The sequence below is a fragment of the Acinetobacter sp. V115_6 genome, assembly GCF_031799025.1.
Taxonomy (GTDB): domain Bacteria; phylum Pseudomonadota; class Gammaproteobacteria; order Pseudomonadales; family Moraxellaceae; genus Acinetobacter; species Acinetobacter pittii.
Window position 1 is genome coordinate 232,919 of record NZ_JAVQNO010000016.1, and the last position, 22,440, is coordinate 255,358.

Here is a 22,440-nt window from a genome sequence, read left to right on the forward strand (position 1 = left end):
CAAAAGATAGATAATGTTATTGTTTATAACTGACTGAATAAGTCAAATTTACTAAAATTTCTTTAACATGTTTAATTGTATTTTGGGCAATGAGTTGAACAAAATAAAAAAAAGTATTGAATAATCATGGAAGTCCAATATGGGTCATGTTGATTACGATAGCACATTGATCGTCGGCTCTTTTATTGCAGCTGGCTTCATTTGCTATATTGTAATTTCCATGGAGCAGCTAATATTCAAGCAAGTCTATAAGAAATTTGAGTCTTTAATTTTATTTATCAATGGTTTGCTACTCGCATTAGCAATTAGTATTGTCCATATTGTTGGTATACAAGCTTATCATCTGTTTGATACAACTAACTCTAATATTCCTTTAATTGCAGTTTCTTATGCCATCAGTGCTTTGTTATCTTGCATTGCGATGTGGTTGACTTCACGTTTTACACTCCCTTTATTCAGACTCATTCTGAGCTCGATTATCATGGGAATTGGAATTTCAGCCTCATATTACATTAGCATGCTAGGTTGGAATATTAATGTTTATAAAAAAGATTACACTTCGTTTTTACTTTTATTTTCTGTATTAATTGCAATGAGTGGTTCAGGACTAGCGTTTTTACTCGCCTATAAATTAAAAGATACGGAACGATACCGTTTAACTTTAAAAGTCGCATTTTCAGTTATGATGACCCTAAGCATTATGGGGATGCACTATACAGCACTTATCGCGACAAATATTACTGATAAATTTATTAGCCAATATCAGGCTGAACATGATTTATTATTATTCACAATTATTCTAGTCACCTGTTTGGTACTCGTAGCAAGTTTTATTGTTGCAATGTTAGAGCAACGCCTTACTCAACAGAATTTAGAGCTGCGCAAAGCAAATAAAGAATTAGCTAACCTATCTATACAAGACAATTTAACCAAATTACCTAACCGCCTTTATTTGGTGGATTATGCTGAAGTATTACTTTCAGATCATCGATACAAAGACCAGAAAATTGCTTTCTTATACATTGATTTAGATCGATTTAAATCGGTGAATGATGCATTTGGACATCATGTGGGTGATCAATTACTTATTCAGATGGCGAACCGCTTACATTGGCAACTCAATGAGAAGTGTAAACTGCTTAGAATTGGCGGTGATGAGTTTTTACTGATTGCAGAAAATACAAATGCAGAAGAAGCAGTTATTTTGGCTGAGAAAGTTCTGCAACTAATTCAGGAAAGTTATCAAATTTCAGGTAAAGAAATTAATATTTCTGCAAGCTTAGGCGTAGCACTATTCCCTGAACATGGACAAAATGTTCAGGATCTACTTATGAATGCTGATGCCGCGATGCTCATGTCTAAAGAGCAAGGCCGGAATACTTACACCATCTTTAGTTATTCAACCCATCAACAAGAAACGAGAAGTCAGTCAAAACTGATTAATGACCTTTATAAAGCCGTAGAAGAAAAGCAGTTTATTTTATATTACCAACCAAAATTTAACACGAATCTTGAAGTCTGTGGTGTTGAAGCATTAATTCGTTGGAATCATCCAGCTTTAGGTATACTCACGCCGCATATGTTTATAGAAGGTGCAGAAAAAACGGGTTTGATCATTCCAATGGGATATTGGGCACTCGAACAAGCTTGTCTACAAATTCAGGAGTGGGAACGTAGTAACACCCCATTTTATCCAGTCGCAGTAAACCTATCTGCACTACAGTTCGAAAATAAAAAGTTATTTAGTACACTCGAAGGATTATTAAAAAAATATCAGATTCAACCTCACCATTTAATTGTTGAGATTACTGAATCGACAGCAATGCGTCATATTGACTTGAGTATTCGAGCTTGTGAGCGGCTACGTGATATGGGTATTCGGGTCGCAATTGATGATTTTGGAACAGGCCATTCAAGCTTTTTGTATTTAAAAGATTTACCTGTAGATGAGTTGAAAATTGATCGTGGCTTTATTGTTGATTTAAAGCCGGGCTCTAAAGAAGAAGTTATTCTAGAAAGTATTATACATTTAGCTAAAAAGTTAGGCTTAACTGTAACAGCAGAAGGGGTGGAAACCCAGCAACAGGTTGAGATTTTAACGCGTTTAGGGTGTCAGCAGTTCCAAGGTTATTTGTTGGGAATGCCAGTTCAAGTCGATGAACTCATTGAGTCTCAAGGGGCTCACTTCGCTTAATATAATCTATCATCAATTTTATAATTTATATTCTTAAAATAAATAATTAAGATAATGCTAGTTTTTGAAAGATATTTATATGTTTTTAAAATTAATATACTGTGAGTATAAAGTATTGCTAATAAATTAATGGATATATTCTATAAAGAATAAAAATTTAAATAGATTTTTATGGAGTATTGTGAAGTATGTATAATAATTAGAGTTAATTAAAATATTCACTTTTATAAAATATAAATATCTTAATTTTAGTGATTGTTTTTAGTTGGTGGAGTTGGAGATTGGACCCCACCGGATTAAAAATATTTTATATCTTATTAAAATATAAAAGTTTAATTGAGTTGTAAATTAAATAGCTACACATTCTTGAGTTGTTTCGAACTCAATAAGTTTATTTATATAAGACCATGTTTCTTCTGAATTAATCTTTTTTTTGTTTATGGTGCCATCAATTATGATTCCATCTACGATGTTAAGAAAAAGTCCAGTTAGTATTTTTGTATTTTCTACTTCTAACTCCGAAAGGGCTGAAAAAACCAATGAGTAAATCCATTCCCGATACTCATTAATTTGATGCTTAATAGAGGGATATAGTTGCATGACTTCGATGGTCGCTTTTTTAAATAAGCAGCCATTAAAGTCATCTGTATTAATCCAATCAATATACCAGTTGAATATTTTCTTTAGTTTAATCAATGGGTTATTGGTATTTTTTATTTTTTCCAATATTGAATATTGGATCTCTAAGTTTCTCTTATAAAGACATTCTTCAATTAAAGCTTCTTTAGAGGCAAAGTATTTATAAAAAGTCATTTTTGCAACATTTGATTCGGCAATAATGCGATCAACTCCAACGGAAGTATAGCTTTTTTGGTTAAAGAGGGCTGTTGCTGTTGTTATAATATTTTCTCTTTTTGTCATCGGGTTCCCCGTTACGGATATTTTTTGATTAAGTTTGCTATTGTAAAGTGTATAAGCTTAAATAAAACTTATTTTATAATATTTAAAAAATTATATTTATTCAATAGCTTGGTTAATTTAAAAAAACAACATATTATATATTTAATTGGCAATAGTTTACTTTTTTAAATATTATTAATTAATCCGTTGATTTGTTGAGATAATACACATAGTATCAACTTGTTAAGTATAGGTGTACGGAATTTATTTTAGCAATTGAATGCAAAATTGGAATAAAGGGAAAGCCTGTAACTTAACTATAAGAAAAACTTTTTACAGAGAATCATTATGTTAAAAAAATTTGAAGACTTTAATAATCCAAGAGAAAAAGCATTGCAGGGGATGAGAAATAGTATTCCTGCAAAACAATGGGATGAAAATTTACAATTTCTTCAACAGTTAAGAAAAACAATTGCAGAATTACCAGTTTGTCAGCATCCTGCTATCGAATTGTTAAACAGTGGATATCTTGATAAGCAAAGTTTAATACGTATTCATTTGGAATATCGTCATGCGATAGTGCAAATTTTTACTGATGCTTTATTAAAGGCTCAGTTTTTGACAAAGCAGTTGGAACCTAAACTCCATTCTGGAGCTAAAATGTTTCCAAGGGTATTATTAAGTTTAAATATACTTGATGAGTTTGGTTTTCGTCCTGGGCTAGATAAAGATAATTACTATTTGGGGAATCCTGAATATGCTCATTATCCTTTATATGAAGATTTACTTAATGATTATGGCTTAACAGAAGATGATCGCCGTAATTATAGACCATCAAAATTTGCTGATCAGGTTAGGTCATTTTTAGAGTCTTCTTATGATAGCTATATTAATGTTGTGGCATTATTAGCTGTTGCAGAAGAAGAAGTCATTCTTTTTAGTCCTCCATTACGACAAGCAACCAAATTTGTGAATATTGATGTTGAAGGTGGGGGTTATTACCATGTTCATGGGGTATCTACTGATGAAGCTTCAGAGGCTGCTGACGATGATCATGAAGATGACCTTTGGTTCGCGTTAGCGCAAGCAATTACAAAAGATGATTATGAAAGCTTAACCAAGTTATGTATTGATTATTGTGCTTTATGGAATGAATTCTGGGATGCACAAATTGCGGATGTCCAATTTATTGAAGAAAAAAAACTGGCATAACTATTCTACTAATTCTTAAAAAAGCTCATCTACGATCAGATGGGCTTTTTTATTATAAAATTTCTAAGACGCTAAGCCCTATTTTAAAAAAAGTATTTAAAAAGCTTGTGAGTGGCTCATGGCTTATCAACAACCATTAAACACTTCTATAAATCTGCTACAATTACGCCAATTTTTATTTTGATCGACTTTAGGTCTTTGGCACTGCAATCTCCGCAGTAGGTGTATTTCATGAGTTTTAAAGATGAGTTAGCGGCACAGGTTGCTCAACGCCGCACATTTGCCATCATTTCCCACCCCGATGCCGGTAAAACGACCATGACAGAGAAATTACTGTTATGGGGTAAAGCAATTCAAGTTGCAGGGATGGTAAAAAGCCGTAAATCTGACCGCGCAGCTACATCTGACTGGATGGAAATGGAAAAAGAGCGTGGGATTTCCATTACCACTTCGGTTATGCAGTTCCCATATAAAGGTCATACTATTAACTTGCTCGATACACCAGGGCATGAAGACTTCTCTGAAGATACTTATCGTACTCTAACCGCTGTTGACTCGGCACTTATGGTGATTGACGGTGCAAAAGGTGTCGAAGAACGTACCATCAAATTGATGGAAGTTTGTCGTATGCGTGACACTCCTATCATTTCATTTGTAAACAAGATGGACCGCGAGATTCGTGAACCACTTGAGTTGCTGGATGAAATTGAGAATGTCCTCAATATTCGTTGTGTACCTATTACATGGCCATTAGGGATGGGACGTGATTTTGCGGGTGTATACAACATTCTTGAGAATAAGTTGTATGTCTACAAAGCAGGCTTTGGCTCAACGATTACAGATATTGAAGTACGTGAAGGTTATGACCACGCAGATATCCGTGAAAAAGTAGGTGAGTTGGCCTGGGCATCTTTTGAAGAGTCACTTGAGCTCGTACAAATGGCGAACGAACCTTTAGACCGCGAATTATTTTTACAAGGTAAACAAACTCCAGTTCTATTTGGTACAGCATTAGGTAACTTTGGTGTTGACCATGTATTAGATGCATTTATGAATTGGGCACCAGAACCTAAAGCTCATCCAACACAAGAGCGTGTTGTTGATGCAAAAGAAGAAGGCTTTTCTGGTTTCGTATTTAAAATTCAAGCAAATATGGATCCGAAACACCGTGACCGTATTGCCTTTATGCGTATTTGCTCAGGTAAATACGAGAAAGGTTTGAAAATGAATCATGTACGTATTGGTAAAGATGTTCGTATTAGTGATGCATTGACATTCCTTGCGGGTGAGCGTGAGCACTTAGAAGAAGCGTGGCCAGGTGATATTATTGGTTTACATAACCATGGCACAATTCAAATTGGTGATACTTTCACTAGCGGTGAAAACTTGCACTTCACAGGTATTCCTCACTTTGCTCCAGAAATGTTCCGCCGTGTACGTTTGAAAGATCCATTAAAGTCAAAGCAGTTGCAAAAAGGTTTGAAAGAGTTGTCTGAAGAAGGCGCAACTCAGGTATTTATGCCACAAATTAGCAATGATTTGATCGTGGGTGCTGTGGGTGTACTTCAGTTTGATGTGGTTGCTTACCGTCTGAAAGAAGAATATAAAGTTGACTGTGTTTACGAGCCTGTAAGTGTAAATACTGTGCGTTGGATTCATTGTGATGATGACAAGATTCTTAATGAGTTTAAGAAAAAAGCGCATGATCAGCTTTCTATCGATGGTGGTGGTCACTTAACTTATCTTGCGCCAAGTCGTGTGAACTTGCAGATTATGCAAGAGCGTTGGCCTGATATTCAGTTCCGTAACACACGTGAACACTAATCTTTAAGATTTGACAGACAGCTTCGAACAGAAGCTGTTTTGTTTTGAAAAATAAGAAAGGATGATGAAATGAATTTGAATAGAAAGACAGTTATTGCACTTTTAGTTGCGGTAATCATATTACTTTTGGCTATTTGCCTTTTTGTCTGGAAAAGCTCTCAACCTTCATCATCTTCTCAAATAAAATCAGCTTCTACCCAAAATCAAAATATAGAGAAAGCTGAAGTACTACCATTTCTAAACTTGCAGCAAGTAAAAGCTGATTATGCTTTACCATTTTGTGAGAAGAAAAATTGTATTGATGTCGATATTCAAACGATAAAGACCCAAGATGCATGGCTAAATGAATGGATCGCGAAAAGTCAGGCTAAGGTAATTCAAGATCAAATTGATTTGAAAAAAGACTTAAGTTTGCAGCAAGCCATTAATGCTTATGTTAAAAAGTCTGATGAATGGCAAGATAAATATTCAAAGAATCGGGCTTACGAATTGCATCTGCATACACGTATTGCATCGCAGCGTAACCAATATGTTTTATTGCAATTAGGACTTGATACCAAGCAAGAGGAGCTTACGATCAAAGATCGTTATTACTTTTTTGTGGCCGACCGAAAACTGCATAAGAGCTTAACTTTGTTAGAGGTTTTAAAAAAGGATCAGCAAACAGCTGTGCATCAAATGGTGCAGGTCGCATATCAAGATTGGTTAAAAAAGCAGACTGCTGACATAAAAAAAGAAGCACCAAAAACTTTATATTGGGGGCAGGCAGATTGGTTCTTTGATGGTGAAGGCGTTGGCTTACATTATCAGGCAAACCAGATTACTAAAGAAGCTCCACAGCTCGATATTTATTTATCTAAAGAACAGACCAAAAAAATATTACAACCCGAGGTTTATGAACAAATGTTTTAAGATGGTAGCAGAATTTGCAACCTCTATTTATATGCGCTAATTTCTTAGAAAGGCACAGCGTAATCTCCTTAGAATAAAAGGCAAAATATGATGTTATCTTCTAAAGCTTCACTGCGATTAACTTTGCTTGCTTCTGCTATATTTTTGGCAGCATGCCAACCTAAAGCTGATCCTAAGGATTCTCAAGAGCAGCAGAAACCAGCAGTCGAGGAACAAAAGCCAGTAGAGTTGACTTTGAAGGGTGAAACAATTCCTAATAAGGTGGTTTTACCTGATTGTGATGGTAAAACTTGTCCAGAATTTACGGTAGAGCGCTTACAGAGTAATTTTCCTTTTATTGACAAAATTATAGATCAACAAATCTTAAATACATTAAATCAAATTTTAGAAATTGCTGAACCTGATGCTAAGAATACGCAAGCGGAACAAAAAGCAGAAGCTTCAGCGGCAGCGGGTGCAGAGCAAAAAAATAGCTTTGATACACAGGTGCAACGCTATGCAAATTCATTTATTGATCTAGATAATGAGTTAAAAGCTTTAAGTAGTAATCATCAGATTAATCTTTTAGTTAAACCTAAGATTTTGCAGGCTCAAGGTAAAGTTGTAACTGTAGTGCTTAATAGTAGTAGCTATTTAGGAGGGGCTCATGGCTCTGCTGCACAGCATTATTATAATTTTGATTTAAAAGAGCAAAAGCAAATTAAGCTTGAAGATTTATTACGCCCTCAGCAAAAAGCAAGTTTAGAGAAGTTAGCTCATGAAGCCTTTAAGACATGGGTAACGGACTCTAAATTGGCTGATAATGTTGCTGACTATGAACAAGCATGGCCATTTAAATTATCTAATAACTTCTTGCTGGGTGAGCAAGGTTTAATCCTTCAATACGGTGAGTATGAAATTGGACCATATGTGGTTGGACTCCCTCGATTAGTCATTCCTTATGATCAATTGCAAGATGTGTTGAAAGAGGAATATTTGCCACAGCCTAAAGCTAAACCAGCTTCGGCACCAGTTGCAAAAAGTGCTGGCTAATGCATTTGTTTGATACTCATACCCATTTTGATGTTGCCGATTTTGATGAAGACCGGCAACAGTTAGCAGTCGACGCTAAAAAGGTGGGTGTTGACGCTTTAGTGTTAATTGGGTTTATGCAGTCACGCTTTAATGAGTTGGTGCAAATTCATCATCAGTTAAAAAGTTGGGAAAATGTGCCTACTTCATACTTAGCACCAGGTTTACACCCGTTTTATATTGAGCAGCATCAATCAGAACATTTGACTCATCTTGAACACATCTTGCAGCAAGAAAATTGTGTGGCAGTGGGTGAAATTGGCTTAGATACTTTTTTAAAAGAACATAAGCAGCCAGTTGTATATGCAAAGCAAAAACAATATTTTGCTGATCAGTTAGAGCTGGCAACCCAATACCAAAAACCAGTGCTGCTCCACATTCGAAAAGCGCATGGTGATGTGCTTGCTATATTAAAATCTCAAAAATTTAAATTGGGAGGCATTGCTCATGCATTTAGTGGTGGGGTAGAAGAGGCAAAGGGTCTTATTAAGCTTGGTTTTAAAATTGGTGTAACGGGGCAAATTACCAACCCAAATGCGAAAAAGCTTCATACTGTGGTAAATGCTATAGGTGCCGAGCACTTGGTAATTGAAACAGATTGCCCAGATATGACGCCGCTTTGTTGTCAAACCTCAACTGAACAGCGTACTCGTAATACCCCTGTTAATTTGCCTTACGTTCTACAAAGTTTGGCCGAAAATTTAAATATGTCAGAGCCAGATTTAGCTGAGTTGCTGTGGAAAAACTCTCAATCTGCTTTGAAATTATCGTAATAAAAATCAAAGATTAGAAATAGTAACTAAAACAAAACACAGCGATTAGAAAAGAAGCTTAAAGTAAGAAAACAACATGTAAAAACGTGAAAAATAACATTGCCAGACATGGGAGGATAACCCAATGGCTAAGTATAGCAATATCAATAGTTTTAATGCTTTACAGACGCTAACAGTAGGTTCCAGCAATTATCAGATTTTTAGCTTAACCCAAGCCGAGAAAAAGCTAGGTGACATTGCCAGACTGCCGAAATCATTAAAAGTACTGTTGGAAAACTTATTACGGTTTGAAGATCAACATAGTGTTAAAACGGAACACATTCATGCTTTAGCTGAGTGGCTAAAAAACCGTAGTTCCGATCAAGAAATTCAATATCGACCTGCACGGGTTCTAATGCAAGATTTTACGGGTGTGCCTGCAGTGGTTGATTTAGCTGCAATGCGAGCAGCGATGGCGCAAGCGGGTGGCGACCCTGAAAAAATTAACCCATTATCTCCTGTTGATTTGGTGATTGACCACTCTGTCATGGTCGATTATTTTGCCGATGATCAGGCTTTTGAAGAAAACGTACAAATTGAGATGCAGCGTAATGGTGAGCGATATCAATTTTTACGTTGGGGACAATCTGCATTTAATAACTTTAGTGTAGTGCCACCGGGGACGGGAATTTGTCATCAGGTTAATTTAGAATATTTGGCTCAAGCGGTGTGGTTAGGTGAGGACAACGGACAAACCTTTGCTTTTCCAGATACTTTAGTCGGTACAGACTCACATACCACCATGATTAATGGTTTAGGTGTATTGGGTTGGGGTGTAGGGGGAATTGAGGCCGAAGCGGCTATGTTAGGTCAACCGATTTCGATGCTGATTCCTGAAGTCATTGGTTTTAAATTAACAGGAAAACTACCAGAAGGAATTACTGCAACTGATTTAGTGTTGACTATTACTCAAATGCTCCGTCAAAAAGGAGTTGTGGGGAAATTTGTAGAGTTCTATGGAGATGGTTTAGCCGATTTACCACTGGCTGATCGTGCAACTATTGCCAACATGGCACCAGAATATGGTGCGACTTGTGGTTTCTTCCCGATTGATGAAGTGACTTTGGGTTATTTGAAATTAACTGGTCGTCAAAGTGATCGTATTGAACTGGTTGAAGCGTATAGCAAAGCACAAGGCTTATGGCGTAACCCTGGTGATGAACCTGTTTTTACAGATACTTTAAGTTTAGATATGGGCACAGTTCAGGCAAGCCTAGCTGGTCCAAAACGTCCACAGGATAAAGTTCTTTTATCTGATGTGCCGAAAACCTTTAATGCTTTAATGGAGTTAACGCTAAAACCGGCTAAAGAAGCTAAAGAGCGTTTAGAAAATGAAGGCGGTGGTGGCACAGCCGTAGAGGCAAAAAAAGCAAATATCCAGCATGAAAGTCCGTCATGTGTGATTGAAGGAAAAGAGTATCCATTAACTCATGGTGATGTTGTTATTTCAGCGATTACCTCTTGTACCAATACTTCTAACCCAAGTGTAATGCTAGCCGCAGGTTTGCTTGCAAAAAAAGCGATTGAAAAAGGCTTGCAGCGTAAACCATGGGTGAAAAGCTCACTTGCACCAGGATCGAAGGTGGTGACGGATTATTTGCTAGCTGCTGGGCTTACACCGTATTTAGATGAGTTGGGCTATAACTTGGTGGGATATGGTTGTACAACCTGTATTGGTAACTCAGGTCCACTACCCGAACCAGTTGAAGAAGCAATCCAATGCCATGATTTAAATGTTGCATCTGTACTTTCTGGTAATCGTAATTTTGAAGGACGCGTACACCCATTAGTTAAGACAAACTGGCTTGCTTCGCCACCTTTGGTAGTCGCTTATGGTCTTGTTGGTAATATTCGTACTGATCTAACTACGCAACCTATTGGGCAGGGTAAAGATGGACAACCTGTTTACTTAAAAGATATCTGGCCAAGTCAGGCTGAAATTGATACTGTCTTACAGAAAGTAAATACAGACATGTTCCATAAAGAATATGCTGCGGTCTTTGATGGTGATGAAAGCTGGCAAGCGATTCAGATTCCAAAAAGTAAAACCTATGAATGGGCTGATGATTCGACTTATATCCGCCACCCGCCGTTCTTTGAGGGCATTGGCGAACCTCCAAAACCAATTAAGAATATTGAACAGGCACGTATCTTGGCAGTACTTGGTGACTCGGTAACAACTGATCATATTTCACCGGCAGGTAATATCAAAAAAGACAGTCCGGCTGGCCGATATTTGCAAGAGCAAGGTGTTGAACCAAAAGACTTTAACTCTTATGGTTCTCGACGCGGTAATCACGAAGTCATGATGCGAGGTACTTTTGCCAATATTCGTATTAAAAACGAGATGCTAGGTGGTGAAGAGGGTGGTAATACTATTCATGTGCCAAGTGGTGAAAGGCTCGCTATTTATGATGCAGCAATGCTTTACCAACAAGAGCATACACCACTCATTATTATTGCTGGGAAAGAATACGGAACAGGTTCTTCACGTGACTGGGCTGCCAAAGGAACGAACTTATTAGGCGTGAAGGCTGTGATTGCTGAAAGTTTTGAGCGTATTCACCGTTCAAACTTGGTAGGTATGGGCGTGTTGCCATTGCAGTTTATTGATGGGCAAACTCGACAATCTCTTAACTTAACTGGTCATGAGGTGATATCAATTCGAGGTTTGTCGGATGGCATAGAGCCTCATCAAATTCTTGAAGTTGATGTAAAAGGGCCAAATGGAGTAGCGAGTCATTTTAATGTGTTATGTCGAATTGATACGTTAAATGAGGTTGAGTACTTTAAGGCCGGTGGTATTTTGCATTATGTACTTCGGAATTTGATTGCTTCATAAATTGGCTAAGCTTGCACAGCCTTGTAATGAATATGAATGAGTTAATGTTGGGTATATAGCCATATCCTTACTTTTTAAGGATAAAAAGTAACAAAAATCCTTTGTCGGGCTGACGGTATGTCCTTATACCGCAGCCCAACTGAGCGGCATCCATGCGCCTGTCACACTAGTAAACAATAGTTTAAATCTTAAGCCGTATAATTTGATTAATAATCATAAGACTTGTCGTGAGTTTAAATATTACAGTCTCAAGTTTTCTTTGATCTAAAATACACTTTCTTCTGAAAAGCAGTAAAATAACTCCCGTGTTTTATATCCCCTCAAAGAGTAGCAATGACCGATCTCCAACAAGATGAATATGACCGCCGTTTTGCAGGTGTAGCCAAAGTTTATGGTGATTCATCGTTCCAGCACTATGAAAAAAGTCATGTGATGGTGATTGGTATTGGTGGGGTCGGTAGTTGGGCGGTAGAAGCTTTAGCGCGTACAGGTATTGGTGAGATTACACTAGTAGATATGGATGTGGTTGCAGCATCAAATGTGAATCGTCAGTTACCTGCAATGACATCAACTCTGGGTTGTGAAAAAGTTGAGATTATGGCGGAACGTTGTCGCCAAATTAACCCACGTATTAAAGTTAATATTATTGATGACTTCTTAACGCCTGAAAATGTCACAGAGCTTTTAAACCCTGTACCAGACATTGTTTTGGACTGTATTGATGATGTTAAAGCAAAACTGGCTTTAATGCTTCATTGTCGTTTTAATAAAATTCCTTTAATTGTATCGGGTGGAGCAGGTGGTAAGCTCGATCCACTTAAAATCCGCGTGGCCGATCTATCAAAAACAGAACAAGACCCAATGTTAGCGAAGCTACGGAGTCAACTTCGTGCTCGAGGCATTTGTAAAAAGCCAAAAGAGAAATTTGGTATTACCTGTATTTACTCAATCGATAATCCATTTTCAAGTGCAGATGTTTGCCCATCAGCGGGCTTACGTTGTGGTGGCTATGGGTCAGCTGTAGTGGTGACTTCAAGCTTTGCTATGATTGCTGTGGCTGAAGTTTTGAAAAAGCTTGATTTAAAGAAAGCCTAATTTAAATATTGAAAAGGCATGTGCTTATGTGAGTGCATGCCTTTTTATTTTTGAGAGAAACTATTTAATCATACAGCTCTATGTTGTCTTGCTGGGGTTGTGTGGGTAACTGCTGATCATAAAATTTAAAACACCATAAAATTAGAACAACAACGGTGAAAATGACAAACCCTTTTAAATACTTCATGAATAATTCAATCAATTGAATGGTCTTGATAAAATTCTAGCGAAGGCTATCTATCTAATCTAATATAGAAAATAGACCTAATAATCTAATTTTGAGATGGTTATGCTCACATTAAAACAATTTCAATATTTTATAAAAATTGTTGAAGAAGGGAGTTTCACTGCTGCTTCAGAGAAATTATTCATTGCTCAGTCTGCTTTAAGTCGGCAAATGAAGCTATTAGAGGAAGAAATTGATTTTCAGTTATTTGATCGTACTGATAAGAAAGTAAAACTCACGGCGGCAGGAGAGGTCTTCTATAAAAAAATTAAAGATAATATGCATTATTTAAATGAGATCATTGGAGTTTCTAAGAATATTGCAGAAGGAAAAAATCGTCAGATTAAAATTGCTCATTCGAGCAGTATTATTATGGATGATAAAAAGATCCAGATATTAAAAGAAATTAGCTTAACGCAACAAATCAATTTTGAGATAAATACCTTGTCATCTGAGCATCAGATTTTGGCTTTACTGAATGGGGAAATTGATATTGGTTTGATTAGACCACCAGTTCTGCATAGCCTTGAAGAAATAACGCCCTTGAAACTATATGAGCAGCCATTATTTGCAGCTGTTTATATTGATCACCCTAAATTTAAAGAAACACAAAGTATCCAGATAAAAGATTTAAAAGATGAATATTTTGTTTCGACTCCACATCCTAAGCGGGGAGGTTTGAGTTATTTAGTCTCAAACTTGTGTATAGGGGCTGGCTTCTGGCCTAAAGCAGCGACGATCCAATCACGTAAGCTAAACCAATTACAGTTAGTTGCTGCAAACTTGGGTATTAGCATTGTTCCCCAAGAGTTTGAGCAAATATTACCCCAAAATGTAAAGTTGATTCCTCTAGAAAATAGGAATCTTTTATCTGAAGTGGTTTTAGCTTACAGAACTAACCAGAGTGATCTGATTCAACCTTATGTTGAGCAGATCTACCATCTGCTGGAAGTGTGAGCTGAAATAATTATTGTGGCCTAATATGTTCACTAATAGAAAATGTATATTCCGTATCACCTTCTAACTGACGTTCCTGAGATAGAATGTCCATTTTGGGACGTTTATGCTGGTAGAATTCCAAATTGATACAACCACTATTGTTAACCGCATAGCGAATATAGTAACGATCCGGCTCTAGATAAAATATTGCTTCTTCAAATGAGTGCAAAGATAGAATTTTCTTCTTGTCGTGATAAATCACAGAAGGACAGTCTAATATTCCATTTAAATATTGTTTTCGTATCACATGGATTCGAGCTTGAGGAGTCGTCCCTTTTAATAAATATTGAGGTTGGTAAATCCGCTTTTCGGGTACTTTTTTAAAAACCTCTATAATGTTTGTATCAGAGGCGGCATAAGTCATGCTAAACGATGTCAGTAAGTAGAAGCTCAGCAGTATTCTTTTCATAAAGTTCCATCATTATTTTTGATAATTACAATATGAAAATAAAGCAAAAAAGAAGCCAAGCTGGGTTTAAAACACTCGTTTGATCAGTTGTTTGAAACAATTAAAGCAATTGAACATCTAGTTCTTAGGTAGATTACCCTAGTCGATAATAGGTATAAGTTACGCTGTCATCTTTATAGACGTCATAGCTATTTTGTTTAAAGTCAGAGACCCATTCACTTCCAGTGTACCCTGCAATGTGACCATAAACGTGGTTGCGGGTTCTGTGAATGATGTAAATGTCACCTTCTTGAGGTTCGTCGAAGGCTGGATCAATTTGTTTATAGCCAATCTTTTTGAGGGTATCGCCCCAATCTGAAGCTGCGATTGGGTGGTTTTCAACATTAGCACCAGCAGATTCGAGTGCAAGACGGATACTACGTGCGCATCTAGCTTTACTGCGTCTAGAAGTAACGCTTTCTAATTTTTCTACAAACTTTTCTACATCGATCGGTGGGTTGGTTGAAGTTTGATGATTATTGGGTTTCATGGTGAAAGGATAAGGTAGGCTGGGTGCGCTGTGCGATACAACAATGGCTGCCTGATTTGAATCCTGATACATGTAATTATCAGCTACTTGTCCGTCATAAATAATCATCGTGAAATCTCTACCGTGCTACCCATATCCATATTAAAAAAAATCACCACCTACCTGTGGCGTTCAGAGATACTAATAGGCGTATCTTAAAAGTTTTGTTTATGTTATGTAATAACGTATCTTTTTTCCAGAGGTGTCTGCCTTGGAGCGAAAATATACTTATCAAAATAGGTGGTCAAAAATTGTGAAATTTAAATTATTGATATCATTATAAATAAATAACTAATCAGAGCTTAAATTTGAATATTTTTTTCCAACATTTGCGAATATACTCGAAATCTAAGTCTCTGATTTAAAATGCCACATTTTCTTACAATTTAAGAAGTCGTTGTCAACTTAAACCTGCTGCTCTTTTACATACTCTTCAGTGCGAATCATAGCTGCTCGCATGTTCTGAATTGCATTTTCAACATCAGCTAAAGTTTTTGCGTTTCCGCCACTTAGCGCCTGACGCCATTTACGAGCACCCGGTAAGTTTTGGAATAAACCTAAAATATGACGTGTAATGATTGAAAGAGGAGCACCTTCAGCCATGCGTTGCTCAATATAAGGTAGCATTTGTTCCATAATATCGAAACGATCTGGCGCTTCTAAATTCCAAAGCTGTCCCAATTCGGCGAGTAGATAAGGATTGTGATAGGCTTCACGGCCAATCATGACACCATCAACATGTTGTAAATGAGCTTGAGTTTCGGCAAAAGTTTTAATTCCGCCGTTAATTTCAATGGTTAGGTGTGGACGTTCTTGTTTTAAGCGGTATACATCTTCGTAGCGTAAAGGAGGAACTTCTCGATTTTCTTTTGGAGACAAACCTTTCAAAATAGCAATACGGGCATGCACAACGAAATACGTACAACCTGTTGCAGCGACAGTATCTACGAAATGTAGCATTTCTTCGTAAGACTGCATGTCATCGATACCGATACGGTGCTTTACTGTTACCGGAATATTCACTGCCTTTTGCATGCTGTGAATGCACTCAGCAACCAAGTCTGGTTCTGCCATTAAACATGCACCGATTTTATTGTTCTGTACACGGTCACTTGGGCAGCCTACATTCAGGTTGACTTCATCGTAGCCCCAGTCTTCAGCCATTTTTGTGCAAGTGGCAAGCTCTTGTGGGTTTGAACCGCCAAGTTGTAATACGATTGGGTGTTCTTGAGCGTTATAGTCTAAATGACGTTTTGCATCGCCAAATAGAATCGCACCTGTAGTCACCATTTCTGTATAGAGCACAACGTTTGGGTTAAACAAGCGTGCAAAGAATCGGTAGTCCTTTGTAGTCCAGTCCATCATAGGTGCGACAGAAATACGAGGTTGTAACGATTGAAGTGATTGCATAGCCAATAGACCCAAAAGTCGCTAAATTAATGGAAGGGCAGCATTATACGGGGTTTAGCCTTGAATCGACAGTGGCATTTAACCGGGTAATTTATAACCACCCTTATGTTGAATATAGTAAGATGATTTATAACAATTTACTTTATGAGTGAGCGAGCTGCTTTTTTTTGTAAGAAAGCATCAATGACACTAAATAAAATACAAAGCAGAACAAGAGCTACACCTGCAACACATGTCATAGTCCACCCGCCATGATTCCAAGCAAAAATCCCTAAGGCAGAGCCACCAGCTCCTCCAATAAAATAAGTCGTCATATAGATGGCATTAATACGAGATTTAGCATCTGGACGTAAACGGAAAATAATGCTCTGGTTGCTGGTATGGACGAGCGCGAGTGCTAATTGAATTAAAGCAAAGCCAATAACATAAGTAGAAAGGAGGGTTTGTCCGAAATAGAAACAAAGCCAGCTTACCAAAAATAGCCCACAACCCATCCAAGTGAGTAATCGTGTGTAGCCTTGGTCGGCATATTTACCAATATAGCGTGTTGATAATGCCCCAAAGATACCGACTAGTGGGACCAGTCCGATAAATAGATCGGGCAAATGGTGTGCCGAAGTCAAAAGTAAGGCGATGGTAGAATATAAAATACTTACTGCGGCAAAGGCGAAAGCGCCTGTAAGCGCTCTTAATAATAGTCGCTTTTCCTCTTTTAAGAGTTGAGCCATGGAAACAAATATTTGTCCATAGTTCATTTTCATACGTAAGACATAAGGTAGGCGGCTTTTTAAGGTAAATGCCAATAGAAGCATTAATACGCCGCTGACGACATACACTACTTTCCAGTGGAAAAGGTTGGAAAATAAGCCAGCTAGACTGGTAGAGAGTAAAATCCCGACCAATAAGCCACTCATTAAAAAACCAATGATCTCGCCAGTTTTTTCGGGTTTTACGGTCATTGTGGCAAGTGGGATCAGGACTTGGGCAGCAACAGAAAACAATCCCGCTAAAATTGTACCAATCCACAACATGGGTAAGTTCACCGCAAAAGCAGATGTAAATAGACCAACTGCGCAAAGCACCATCAAAAACGGAATAGCTTTGGCTTTATTGACAATATCACCCAATGGGACAATAAAGAGTAAACCGAGGGCATAAGACACCTGAGCAAATGTCACTGTTAAAGCGGCTTGTGCTTGAGTTACAGCAAACTCTTGCTGAATAGAGTGAATTAGAGGCTGACAATAATAATTCACACCTGCACATAAACCGCATGCTGCTGCCATCAACCAAAGCAAAGGTTTATTTTGACTGATATCTTCAGGGGTAGACATGACGTTCTCTCAGTTTTATTGGGTGTATGCCGTTGCTTCAACTTCAATAAGCATGTGTTCTAGCGCAAGGCGCGGCACAGGAATAAGTGTACAGGCAGGAAAAGGATGATTTTTCCATAAATTTTGCATAATTTTAATCAAAATTTGATGTTTTTCGACCGAGTGGTCAACAACTAAAACTCTCAATACAGCAATATTGCTAAGCTCTGCATTGGCTGCTTTTAAAGCATGTTGAATATTATCAAAAACTTGGTTCGCTTGTTCTTCAAAACTTGGGCTTAATTCACCTTGGGAATTTTCGCCTCCTTGACCTGCTACATGAATAATATTCTTAAAGCTTTCCACTACAGCAACATGACTATAAGCGTTTGGCGTTGGGTTATATAAAGTTGATGGATTTATGATTTTAAAAGTTTCTTGACTCATTGGAACTCAACCGTTCATTAAAATTTAGATGAGTATCCAACCTCAACTTAAGTTGAGGTCAAGAGAATTTAATGTTTTAGTCTTTTCTTTCTAAGCGTAATCATCATGACGCCGACAATATTAAGAAGGCAGCCAACCCATTGCCATATATTTAGGTGTTCATTTAAAAAAGCAACGGCAAACAAAATTGTTAAAACTGGTCCAATTGAAGCAATCATTGCAGATTGAGAGGCACCTAATCGTTCAATGCTTTGCATGAGCATAACGGTGGGTAACACGGTAACTAAAAAGCCTAAGCCAATGCCATACCAAATTACACTAGAGGGGAGTTGTAATAGAAGTTGAATAGGTTGAGGTGTGCTTAATACGTAATGAGTTAATGTGCCGATACAAGCTACAGTTAAGGCTAACCCTGTGAAATTCCAAGAGCCAAATTTCTTAATGAGAGGTGGCGTAAGCAACAAATAGCCGGCGAAAGCTACGGCACTTGCAAATACGAAACTTGTCCCTATCCAGAAGTTGCCCTGAATTGGTGCGTTGTTGTGCTCCTGAAGCATAACCAGTACCGTTCCACCATAACTAAGAAAAATGGCAAATAAACTTTTTACATCTAATTTTTGTTTGTAGAGTAAGCTTGATACAATGACTGTAAGCGTGGGATATAAAAATAGAATAATTCGTTCTAAAGAGGCACTAATAAACATAAGGCCCATGAAATCGAGCCAACTTGCAAAATAGTAGCCTAATAGACCGGCAAAAATTAAAATTAGCCAATCCTTCTTTTTTATGCCCTGATTATGATGCCTGTTAAACCAGCAAATTAATAGAAAGAACGGTAAAGCGCTTAACATACGTAAAGCCATCAGGACCGTACCGTCTACTAATGGAGAAAGGGCATAAGTCTGTTTAATAAAGATTGCTTTTGTACTGAATAGAAACGCAGAGCAAAGAGCAAAAAAAGACCCGATTTGAAACGAAGATAAAGAAATTTTCATATACAGGACTGTATAAGAGAGACTATTGTCTGTAAAAAAAGAAAAACCTTCCCATATTACACCTCTAAACAAATATCGTGAATCATCAGTTCAAAATATGGGTATTTATTAAATAAATAGTGGGTGGTATTTTAAAAAAGTTCAATTAGAATCCAAATTCTGTACAAAGAATACACATGGGGGAAACATTGCAGCTCGCAATGTTTTTGACAATGAGAAATTAGCTTGAGGAACGCTCATGCAGATCGGAATCCCAACCGAAACTGTCGTCGGTGAAAATCGTGTAGCTGCTACGCCAGAGACAGTAAAGAAGTTGATTAGCGCTGGTCATAGCGTTGTGATTGAACGTGGTGCTGGTGTAAAGGCTGCGTACATTGACAGTGCTTATGAACAGGTCGGTGCAACCATTACGGATGATGCCTATACGGGTAGTCAAATTATTTTGAAAGTTCGCGCACCACAGAGCGGGGAAATTCAGAAACTTGCAGCAAATACCGCTGTTGTAGCAATGTTTGATCCTTATCGTAATACCGAGCTAGATCAGTTTGCGAATCAACAAGTATCTGCTTTTGCTTTAGAACTGCTTCCTCGTACGCTTTCTCGTGCACAAAACATGGATGTGTTGTCTTCTCAAGCAAACTTAGCTGGTTATAAGTCAGTTTTACTTGCTGCTGCTGAATATCAACGCATGTTCCCAATGCTTATGACTGCTGCGGGTACTGTAAAGCCTGCGCGTGTTGTGATCATGGGTGTTGGGGTTGCTGGTCTTCAAGCGATTGCAACTGCAAAACGTTTAGGTGCAATTGTTGAAGCGACAGACTTACGTCCTACAGCTAAAGATCAAGTTGAGTCTTTAGGTGGTAAGTGGTTAGACGTCCCAATGTCTGAAGAAGAGCAACAACGTGCAGCAGATGCCGCTAAAAATGGTTATGGATGGATGCCGGGTGAGCAATACATCAAAGACCAAGCTGCGATTGTAGATAAAGCTGTTTCTAATGCTGACATCGTGATTACTACTGCATTGTTACCAGGTCGTGATGCACCGCGTTTAATTAAAGCTGAAACTGTTGCCAAGATGAAACCGGGCTCTGTCATTTTAGATATGGCTGTTGAAACTGGTGGTAACGTTGAAGGCTCTAAAGTTGGTGAGACTGTGTTTACAGAAAATGGCGTGAAAATTCTGGGTGTTCCAAATATTCCGGCAACTGTAGCAACAGAAGCTTCTGCATTGTATGCGCGTAACGTTTTTAATTTTGTAGAGACCTTATTCGACAAAGAGAAAAACTTTGCGATTAATCAGGAAGACGAAATTCAAAAAGCCCTATTGGTCACTCATGGCGGTCAAGTACTGCTTAAGCGTGGTTAAGGAGATTTCTCATGGTTGAAACTATTACAATTTTCGTCCTTGCCATCTTCGTAGGTTATTACGTGGTTTGGGGTGTTACGCCAGCTTTGCATACACCACTTATGGCGGTAACCAATGCGTTGTCATCTATTATTGTGGTAGGTGCGATGTTGCAAACTGTAGGTCTGCCAGTTTTAGGTGTAGATGCTAACGTTGCATTTCAAAGTGTGAATGTGGTGAGCGTACTCGGTGCGATTGCAGTATTTTTGGCAAGCATTAATATTTTCGGTGGCTTTGCAGTAACTGCACGCATGCTGGAAATGTTCAAGCCTAAGCAAAAGAAATAAGAGGGCTTTGACATGGAATTTATTCAAGCAAATGCAAACTGGTTGTACCTTGTTGGCGCAATCCTCTTTATCTTGACGCTTCGTGGCTTATCTGGCCCTAAAACAGCAATTCAAGGTAACCGTTACGGTATGATCGCGATGGCGATTGCAGTTGTAACTACCTTCTTTGTTGCGAATAACCCAGTTATTTGGATGATCGTTGGGGCAATGGTGTTAGGTGCAATCGTGGGTATCGCGCGTGCACGTACAGTGCCAATGACTCAAATGCCGGAAACTGTTGCGCTTATGCACTCATTAGTGGGTTTGGCTGCTGTTTTAATTGCGATTGCTGCAATTTTACATAATAACCAACTTACTGAACTATTTGCTCAAAATGAGGCGGCTTTAACCGCAGCTGGCGTGCAGCATGCACACATGAGTAAGGTTCACTTATTTGAATTGTTTGTTGGTTGTTTCGTTGGTGCGATTACCTTTACCGCATCTGTGTTTGCGTACGGTAAATTGGCTGCGAAAAAATGGGCTAAAACAATTTCTGGTGCATGGGTTAAACCTGTTCAAGCACTTATCTTTGTTGCGATGTTGGCTTGTGGTTTCTACTTCTTTACAACTGGCAACATGACTGCTTTCTGGGCAATGACAGCACTTGCACTTGCATTTGGCTGGGTGTGGATTGCACCAGTCGGTGGTGGTGATATGCCTGTAGTGGTATCGCTTCTTAACTCATTCTCTGGTTGGGCTGCGGCAGGTATTGGTTTTACACTTGAAAACAACATGTTGATCGTTGCGGGTTCTCTTGTAGGTTCATCTGGTGCGATTCTGTCGTACATCATGTGTAAAGCAATGAACCGTTCGATCATCAATGTATTGTTTGGTGGAGCAATGGGTGGTGCAGCAGTTGCATCTGCAGATAAAGGTGAACAAGTTCAACGTAACTACCGTTCAGGTTCTGCTGATGATGCTGGCTTCTTAATGTCAAATGCGGACAGCGTTGTGATTGTACCGGGTTATGGTATGGCGCAAGGTCGTGCTCAAAATGCGGTAAAAGAGTTGTGTGAACTTTTGAAAGAACAGGGTGTTCGCGTTCGCTTTGCAATCCATCCGGTTGCGGGTCGTATGCCTGGTCATATGAACGTACTACTTGCTGAAGCAGACGTAGCATATGAAGACATTTTGGAAATGGATGAGATCAACTCAGACTTCCCTGCAACTGATGTAGTACTTGTAATTGGTGCAAACGACGTTGTAAACCCAGCTGCAAAAGATGACCCAAGCTCACCGATTTATGGTATGCCGATTCTTGAGGCTCATAAAGCGCGTACAATCATGGTGATTAAGCGTTCTATGGCAACTGGTTATGCTGGTCTAGACAACGATTTGTTCTATAACGAAAAAACAATGATGATCTTTGGTGATGCTAAGAAAGTTGTTGAAGATATGACAAAAGCAATTAACGGTACAGGCCACTAATTTGCTTTGAAATAAAAAAACCACCTTCGGGTGGTTTTTTTATTTGGGCTGA

The 22,440-nt window shown here is 38.2% G+C and carries 19 protein-coding genes and 1 pseudogene; 12 read left to right on the forward strand and 8 right to left on the reverse strand.

Annotated features, from left to right (window positions below; genetic code table 11):
* Positions 1-139: 139 nt before the first annotated feature.
* Complete coding sequence (locus RMA94_RS04315; RefSeq protein WP_086265023.1) at positions 140-2,194, forward strand: GGDEF domain-containing phosphodiesterase; 2,055 nt, start codon at positions 140-142, stop codon at positions 2,192-2,194.
* A 348-nt stretch (positions 2,195-2,542) separates the two neighbouring features.
* Here the strand turns inward: RMA94_RS04315 and RMA94_RS04320 are convergent, their stop codons facing one another.
* Positions 2,543-3,115 carry a TetR/AcrR family transcriptional regulator gene (locus RMA94_RS04320; protein ID WP_130173199.1) on the reverse strand — a complete coding sequence of 191 codons (573 nt, stop codon included), beginning with the start codon at positions 3,113-3,115 and terminating at the stop codon, positions 2,543-2,545.
* A gap of 327 nt (positions 3,116-3,442) precedes the next feature.
* Between RMA94_RS04320 and RMA94_RS04325 the strand changes: the two genes are divergently transcribed.
* The 7 genes from RMA94_RS04325 (at position 3,443) to RMA94_RS04355 (ending at position 12,862) form a co-directional block, all read left to right on the forward strand.
* Positions 3,443-4,306: a hypothetical protein gene (locus tag RMA94_RS04325; protein ID WP_199977461.1), complete on the forward strand. Its 864-nt coding sequence runs from the start codon at positions 3,443-3,445 to the stop codon at positions 4,304-4,306.
* 231 nt (positions 4,307-4,537) lie between these two features.
* Positions 4,538-6,130, forward strand: coding sequence for a peptide chain release factor 3 (locus RMA94_RS04330; protein WP_002117155.1), 1,593 nt, complete (start codon positions 4,538-4,540; stop codon positions 6,128-6,130).
* Between the two features lie 69 nt (positions 6,131-6,199).
* Entirely contained in the window at positions 6,200-7,042 is an 843-nt protein-coding gene (locus RMA94_RS04335; protein WP_311081965.1) for a hypothetical protein, read from the forward strand.
* 90 nt (positions 7,043-7,132) lie between these two features.
* Positions 7,133-8,074: an RsiV family protein gene (locus RMA94_RS04340; protein ID WP_311082012.1), complete on the forward strand. Its 942-nt coding sequence runs from the start codon at positions 7,133-7,135 to the stop codon at positions 8,072-8,074.
* The gene (locus tag RMA94_RS04345) at positions 8,074-8,886 is read left to right on the forward strand and encodes a TatD family hydrolase (RefSeq protein WP_311081967.1); all 813 of its coding nucleotides are present in this window, start codon (positions 8,074-8,076) and stop codon (positions 8,884-8,886) included. Before RMA94_RS04340 ends, RMA94_RS04345 begins: the two co-directional genes overlap by 1 nt.
* 124 nt (positions 8,887-9,010) lie before the next feature.
* On the forward strand, positions 9,011-11,767 hold the full coding sequence (gene acnA / locus RMA94_RS04350; protein ID WP_311081969.1) for an aconitate hydratase AcnA: 2,757 nt from the start codon (positions 9,011-9,013) through the stop codon (positions 11,765-11,767).
* Between the two features lie 333 nt (positions 11,768-12,100).
* Entirely contained in the window at positions 12,101-12,862 is a 762-nt protein-coding gene (locus RMA94_RS04355; protein WP_014208375.1) for a ThiF family adenylyltransferase, read from the forward strand.
* A gap of 64 nt (positions 12,863-12,926) precedes the next feature.
* On the opposite strand, the gene RMA94_RS04360 is transcribed toward RMA94_RS04355, so the two are convergent.
* On the reverse strand, positions 12,927-13,049 hold the full coding sequence (locus RMA94_RS04360; RefSeq protein ID WP_002117232.1) for a hypothetical protein: 123 nt from the start codon (positions 13,047-13,049) through the stop codon (positions 12,927-12,929).
* A gap of 96 nt (positions 13,050-13,145) precedes the next feature.
* On the opposite strand from RMA94_RS04360, the gene RMA94_RS04365 reads away from it, so the two are divergent.
* Complete coding sequence (locus tag RMA94_RS04365; protein WP_311081972.1) at positions 13,146-14,045, forward strand: LysR family transcriptional regulator; 900 nt, start codon at positions 13,146-13,148, stop codon at positions 14,043-14,045.
* 10 nt (positions 14,046-14,055) lie between these two features.
* Here RMA94_RS04365 and RMA94_RS04370 read toward each other — a convergent pair whose 3' ends face one another.
* The 6 genes and pseudogenes from RMA94_RS04370 to RMA94_RS04395 form a co-directional block, all read right to left on the reverse strand.
* Positions 14,056-14,451, reverse strand: a complete 396-nt coding sequence (locus tag RMA94_RS04370) for a hypothetical protein (protein WP_078224463.1) — start codon at positions 14,449-14,451, stop codon at positions 14,056-14,058.
* 178 nt (positions 14,452-14,629) lie between these two features.
* On the reverse strand, positions 14,630-15,133 hold the full coding sequence (locus RMA94_RS04375; RefSeq protein WP_199977472.1) for a hypothetical protein: 504 nt from the start codon (positions 15,131-15,133) through the stop codon (positions 14,630-14,632).
* Between the two features lie 336 nt (positions 15,134-15,469).
* Entirely contained in the window at positions 15,470-16,474 is a 1,005-nt protein-coding gene (gene dusA, locus RMA94_RS04380; RefSeq protein ID WP_206259013.1) for a tRNA dihydrouridine(20/20a) synthase DusA, read from the reverse strand.
* Positions 16,475-16,616: 142 nt separating this feature from the next.
* Positions 16,617-17,808 (reverse strand): annotated as a pseudogene (locus RMA94_RS04385) (MFS transporter).
* A gap of 15 nt (positions 17,809-17,823) precedes the next feature.
* Entirely contained in the window at positions 17,824-18,234 is a 411-nt protein-coding gene (locus tag RMA94_RS04390; protein WP_017399913.1) for a RidA family protein, read from the reverse strand.
* A gap of 68 nt (positions 18,235-18,302) precedes the next feature.
* Positions 18,303-19,229 carry a DMT family transporter gene (locus RMA94_RS04395; RefSeq protein ID WP_311081977.1) on the reverse strand — a complete coding sequence of 309 codons (927 nt, stop codon included), beginning with the start codon at positions 19,227-19,229 and terminating at the stop codon, positions 18,303-18,305.
* 238 nt (positions 19,230-19,467) lie between these two features.
* Between RMA94_RS04395 and RMA94_RS04400 the strand changes: the two genes are divergently transcribed.
* The 3 genes from RMA94_RS04400 to RMA94_RS04410 are packed head-to-tail and all read left to right on the forward strand — an operon-like array spanning position 19,468 to position 22,388.
* A complete protein-coding gene (locus RMA94_RS04400; protein WP_069036438.1) occupies positions 19,468-20,595 on the forward strand; it encodes a Re/Si-specific NAD(P)(+) transhydrogenase subunit alpha in 1,128 nt (375 codons plus the stop codon).
* Positions 20,596-20,606: 11 nt separating this feature from the next.
* A complete protein-coding gene (locus RMA94_RS04405; protein ID WP_000230434.1) occupies positions 20,607-20,921 on the forward strand; it encodes a proton-translocating transhydrogenase family protein in 315 nt (104 codons plus the stop codon).
* A gap of 12 nt (positions 20,922-20,933) precedes the next feature.
* Complete coding sequence (locus RMA94_RS04410; RefSeq protein ID WP_017387605.1) at positions 20,934-22,388, forward strand: NAD(P)(+) transhydrogenase (Re/Si-specific) subunit beta; 1,455 nt, start codon at positions 20,934-20,936, stop codon at positions 22,386-22,388.
* The last annotated feature ends 52 nt before the right edge of the window (positions 22,389-22,440 follow it).

Coding starts and splice junctions, on each gene's coding strand:
- RMA94_RS04355 (WP_014208375.1), top strand. CDS start 12,101: ATGACCGATCTCCAACAAGATGAATATGACCGCCGTTTTGCAGGTGTA.
- RMA94_RS04330 (WP_002117155.1), top strand. CDS start 4,538: ATGAGTTTTAAAGATGAGTTAGCGGCACAGGTTGCTCAACGCCGCACA.
- RMA94_RS04410 (WP_017387605.1), top strand. CDS start 20,934: ATGGAATTTATTCAAGCAAATGCAAACTGGTTGTACCTTGTTGGCGCA.
- RMA94_RS04365 (WP_311081972.1), top strand. CDS start 13,146: ATGGTTATGCTCACATTAAAACAATTTCAATATTTTATAAAAATTGTT.
- RMA94_RS04345 (WP_311081967.1), top strand. CDS start 8,074: ATGCATTTGTTTGATACTCATACCCATTTTGATGTTGCCGATTTTGAT.
- RMA94_RS04320 (WP_130173199.1), bottom strand. CDS start 3,115: ATGACAAAAAGAGAAAATATTATAACAACAGCAACAGCCCTCTTTAAC.
- RMA94_RS04375 (WP_199977472.1), bottom strand. CDS start 15,133: ATGATTATTTATGACGGACAAGTAGCTGATAATTACATGTATCAGGAT.
- acnA (WP_311081969.1), top strand. CDS start 9,011: ATGGCTAAGTATAGCAATATCAATAGTTTTAATGCTTTACAGACGCTA.
- RMA94_RS04400 (WP_069036438.1), top strand. CDS start 19,468: ATGCAGATCGGAATCCCAACCGAAACTGTCGTCGGTGAAAATCGTGTA.
- RMA94_RS04325 (WP_199977461.1), top strand. CDS start 3,443: ATGTTAAAAAAATTTGAAGACTTTAATAATCCAAGAGAAAAAGCATTG.
- RMA94_RS04405 (WP_000230434.1), top strand. CDS start 20,607: ATGGTTGAAACTATTACAATTTTCGTCCTTGCCATCTTCGTAGGTTAT.
- RMA94_RS04360 (WP_002117232.1), bottom strand. CDS start 13,049: ATGAAGTATTTAAAAGGGTTTGTCATTTTCACCGTTGTTGTTCTAATT.
- RMA94_RS04340 (WP_311082012.1), top strand. CDS start 7,133: ATGTTATCTTCTAAAGCTTCACTGCGATTAACTTTGCTTGCTTCTGCT.
- RMA94_RS04315 (WP_086265023.1), top strand. CDS start 140: ATGGGTCATGTTGATTACGATAGCACATTGATCGTCGGCTCTTTTATT.
- RMA94_RS04395 (WP_311081977.1), bottom strand. CDS start 19,229: ATGAAAATTTCTTTATCTTCGTTTCAAATCGGGTCTTTTTTTGCTCTT.
- RMA94_RS04335 (WP_311081965.1), top strand. CDS start 6,200: ATGAATTTGAATAGAAAGACAGTTATTGCACTTTTAGTTGCGGTAATC.
- RMA94_RS04390 (WP_017399913.1), bottom strand. CDS start 18,234: ATGAGTCAAGAAACTTTTAAAATCATAAATCCATCAACTTTATATAAC.
- RMA94_RS04370 (WP_078224463.1), bottom strand. CDS start 14,451: ATGACTTATGCCGCCTCTGATACAAACATTATAGAGGTTTTTAAAAAA.
- dusA (WP_206259013.1), bottom strand. CDS start 16,474: ATGCAATCACTTCAATCGTTACAACCTCGTATTTCTGTCGCACCTATG.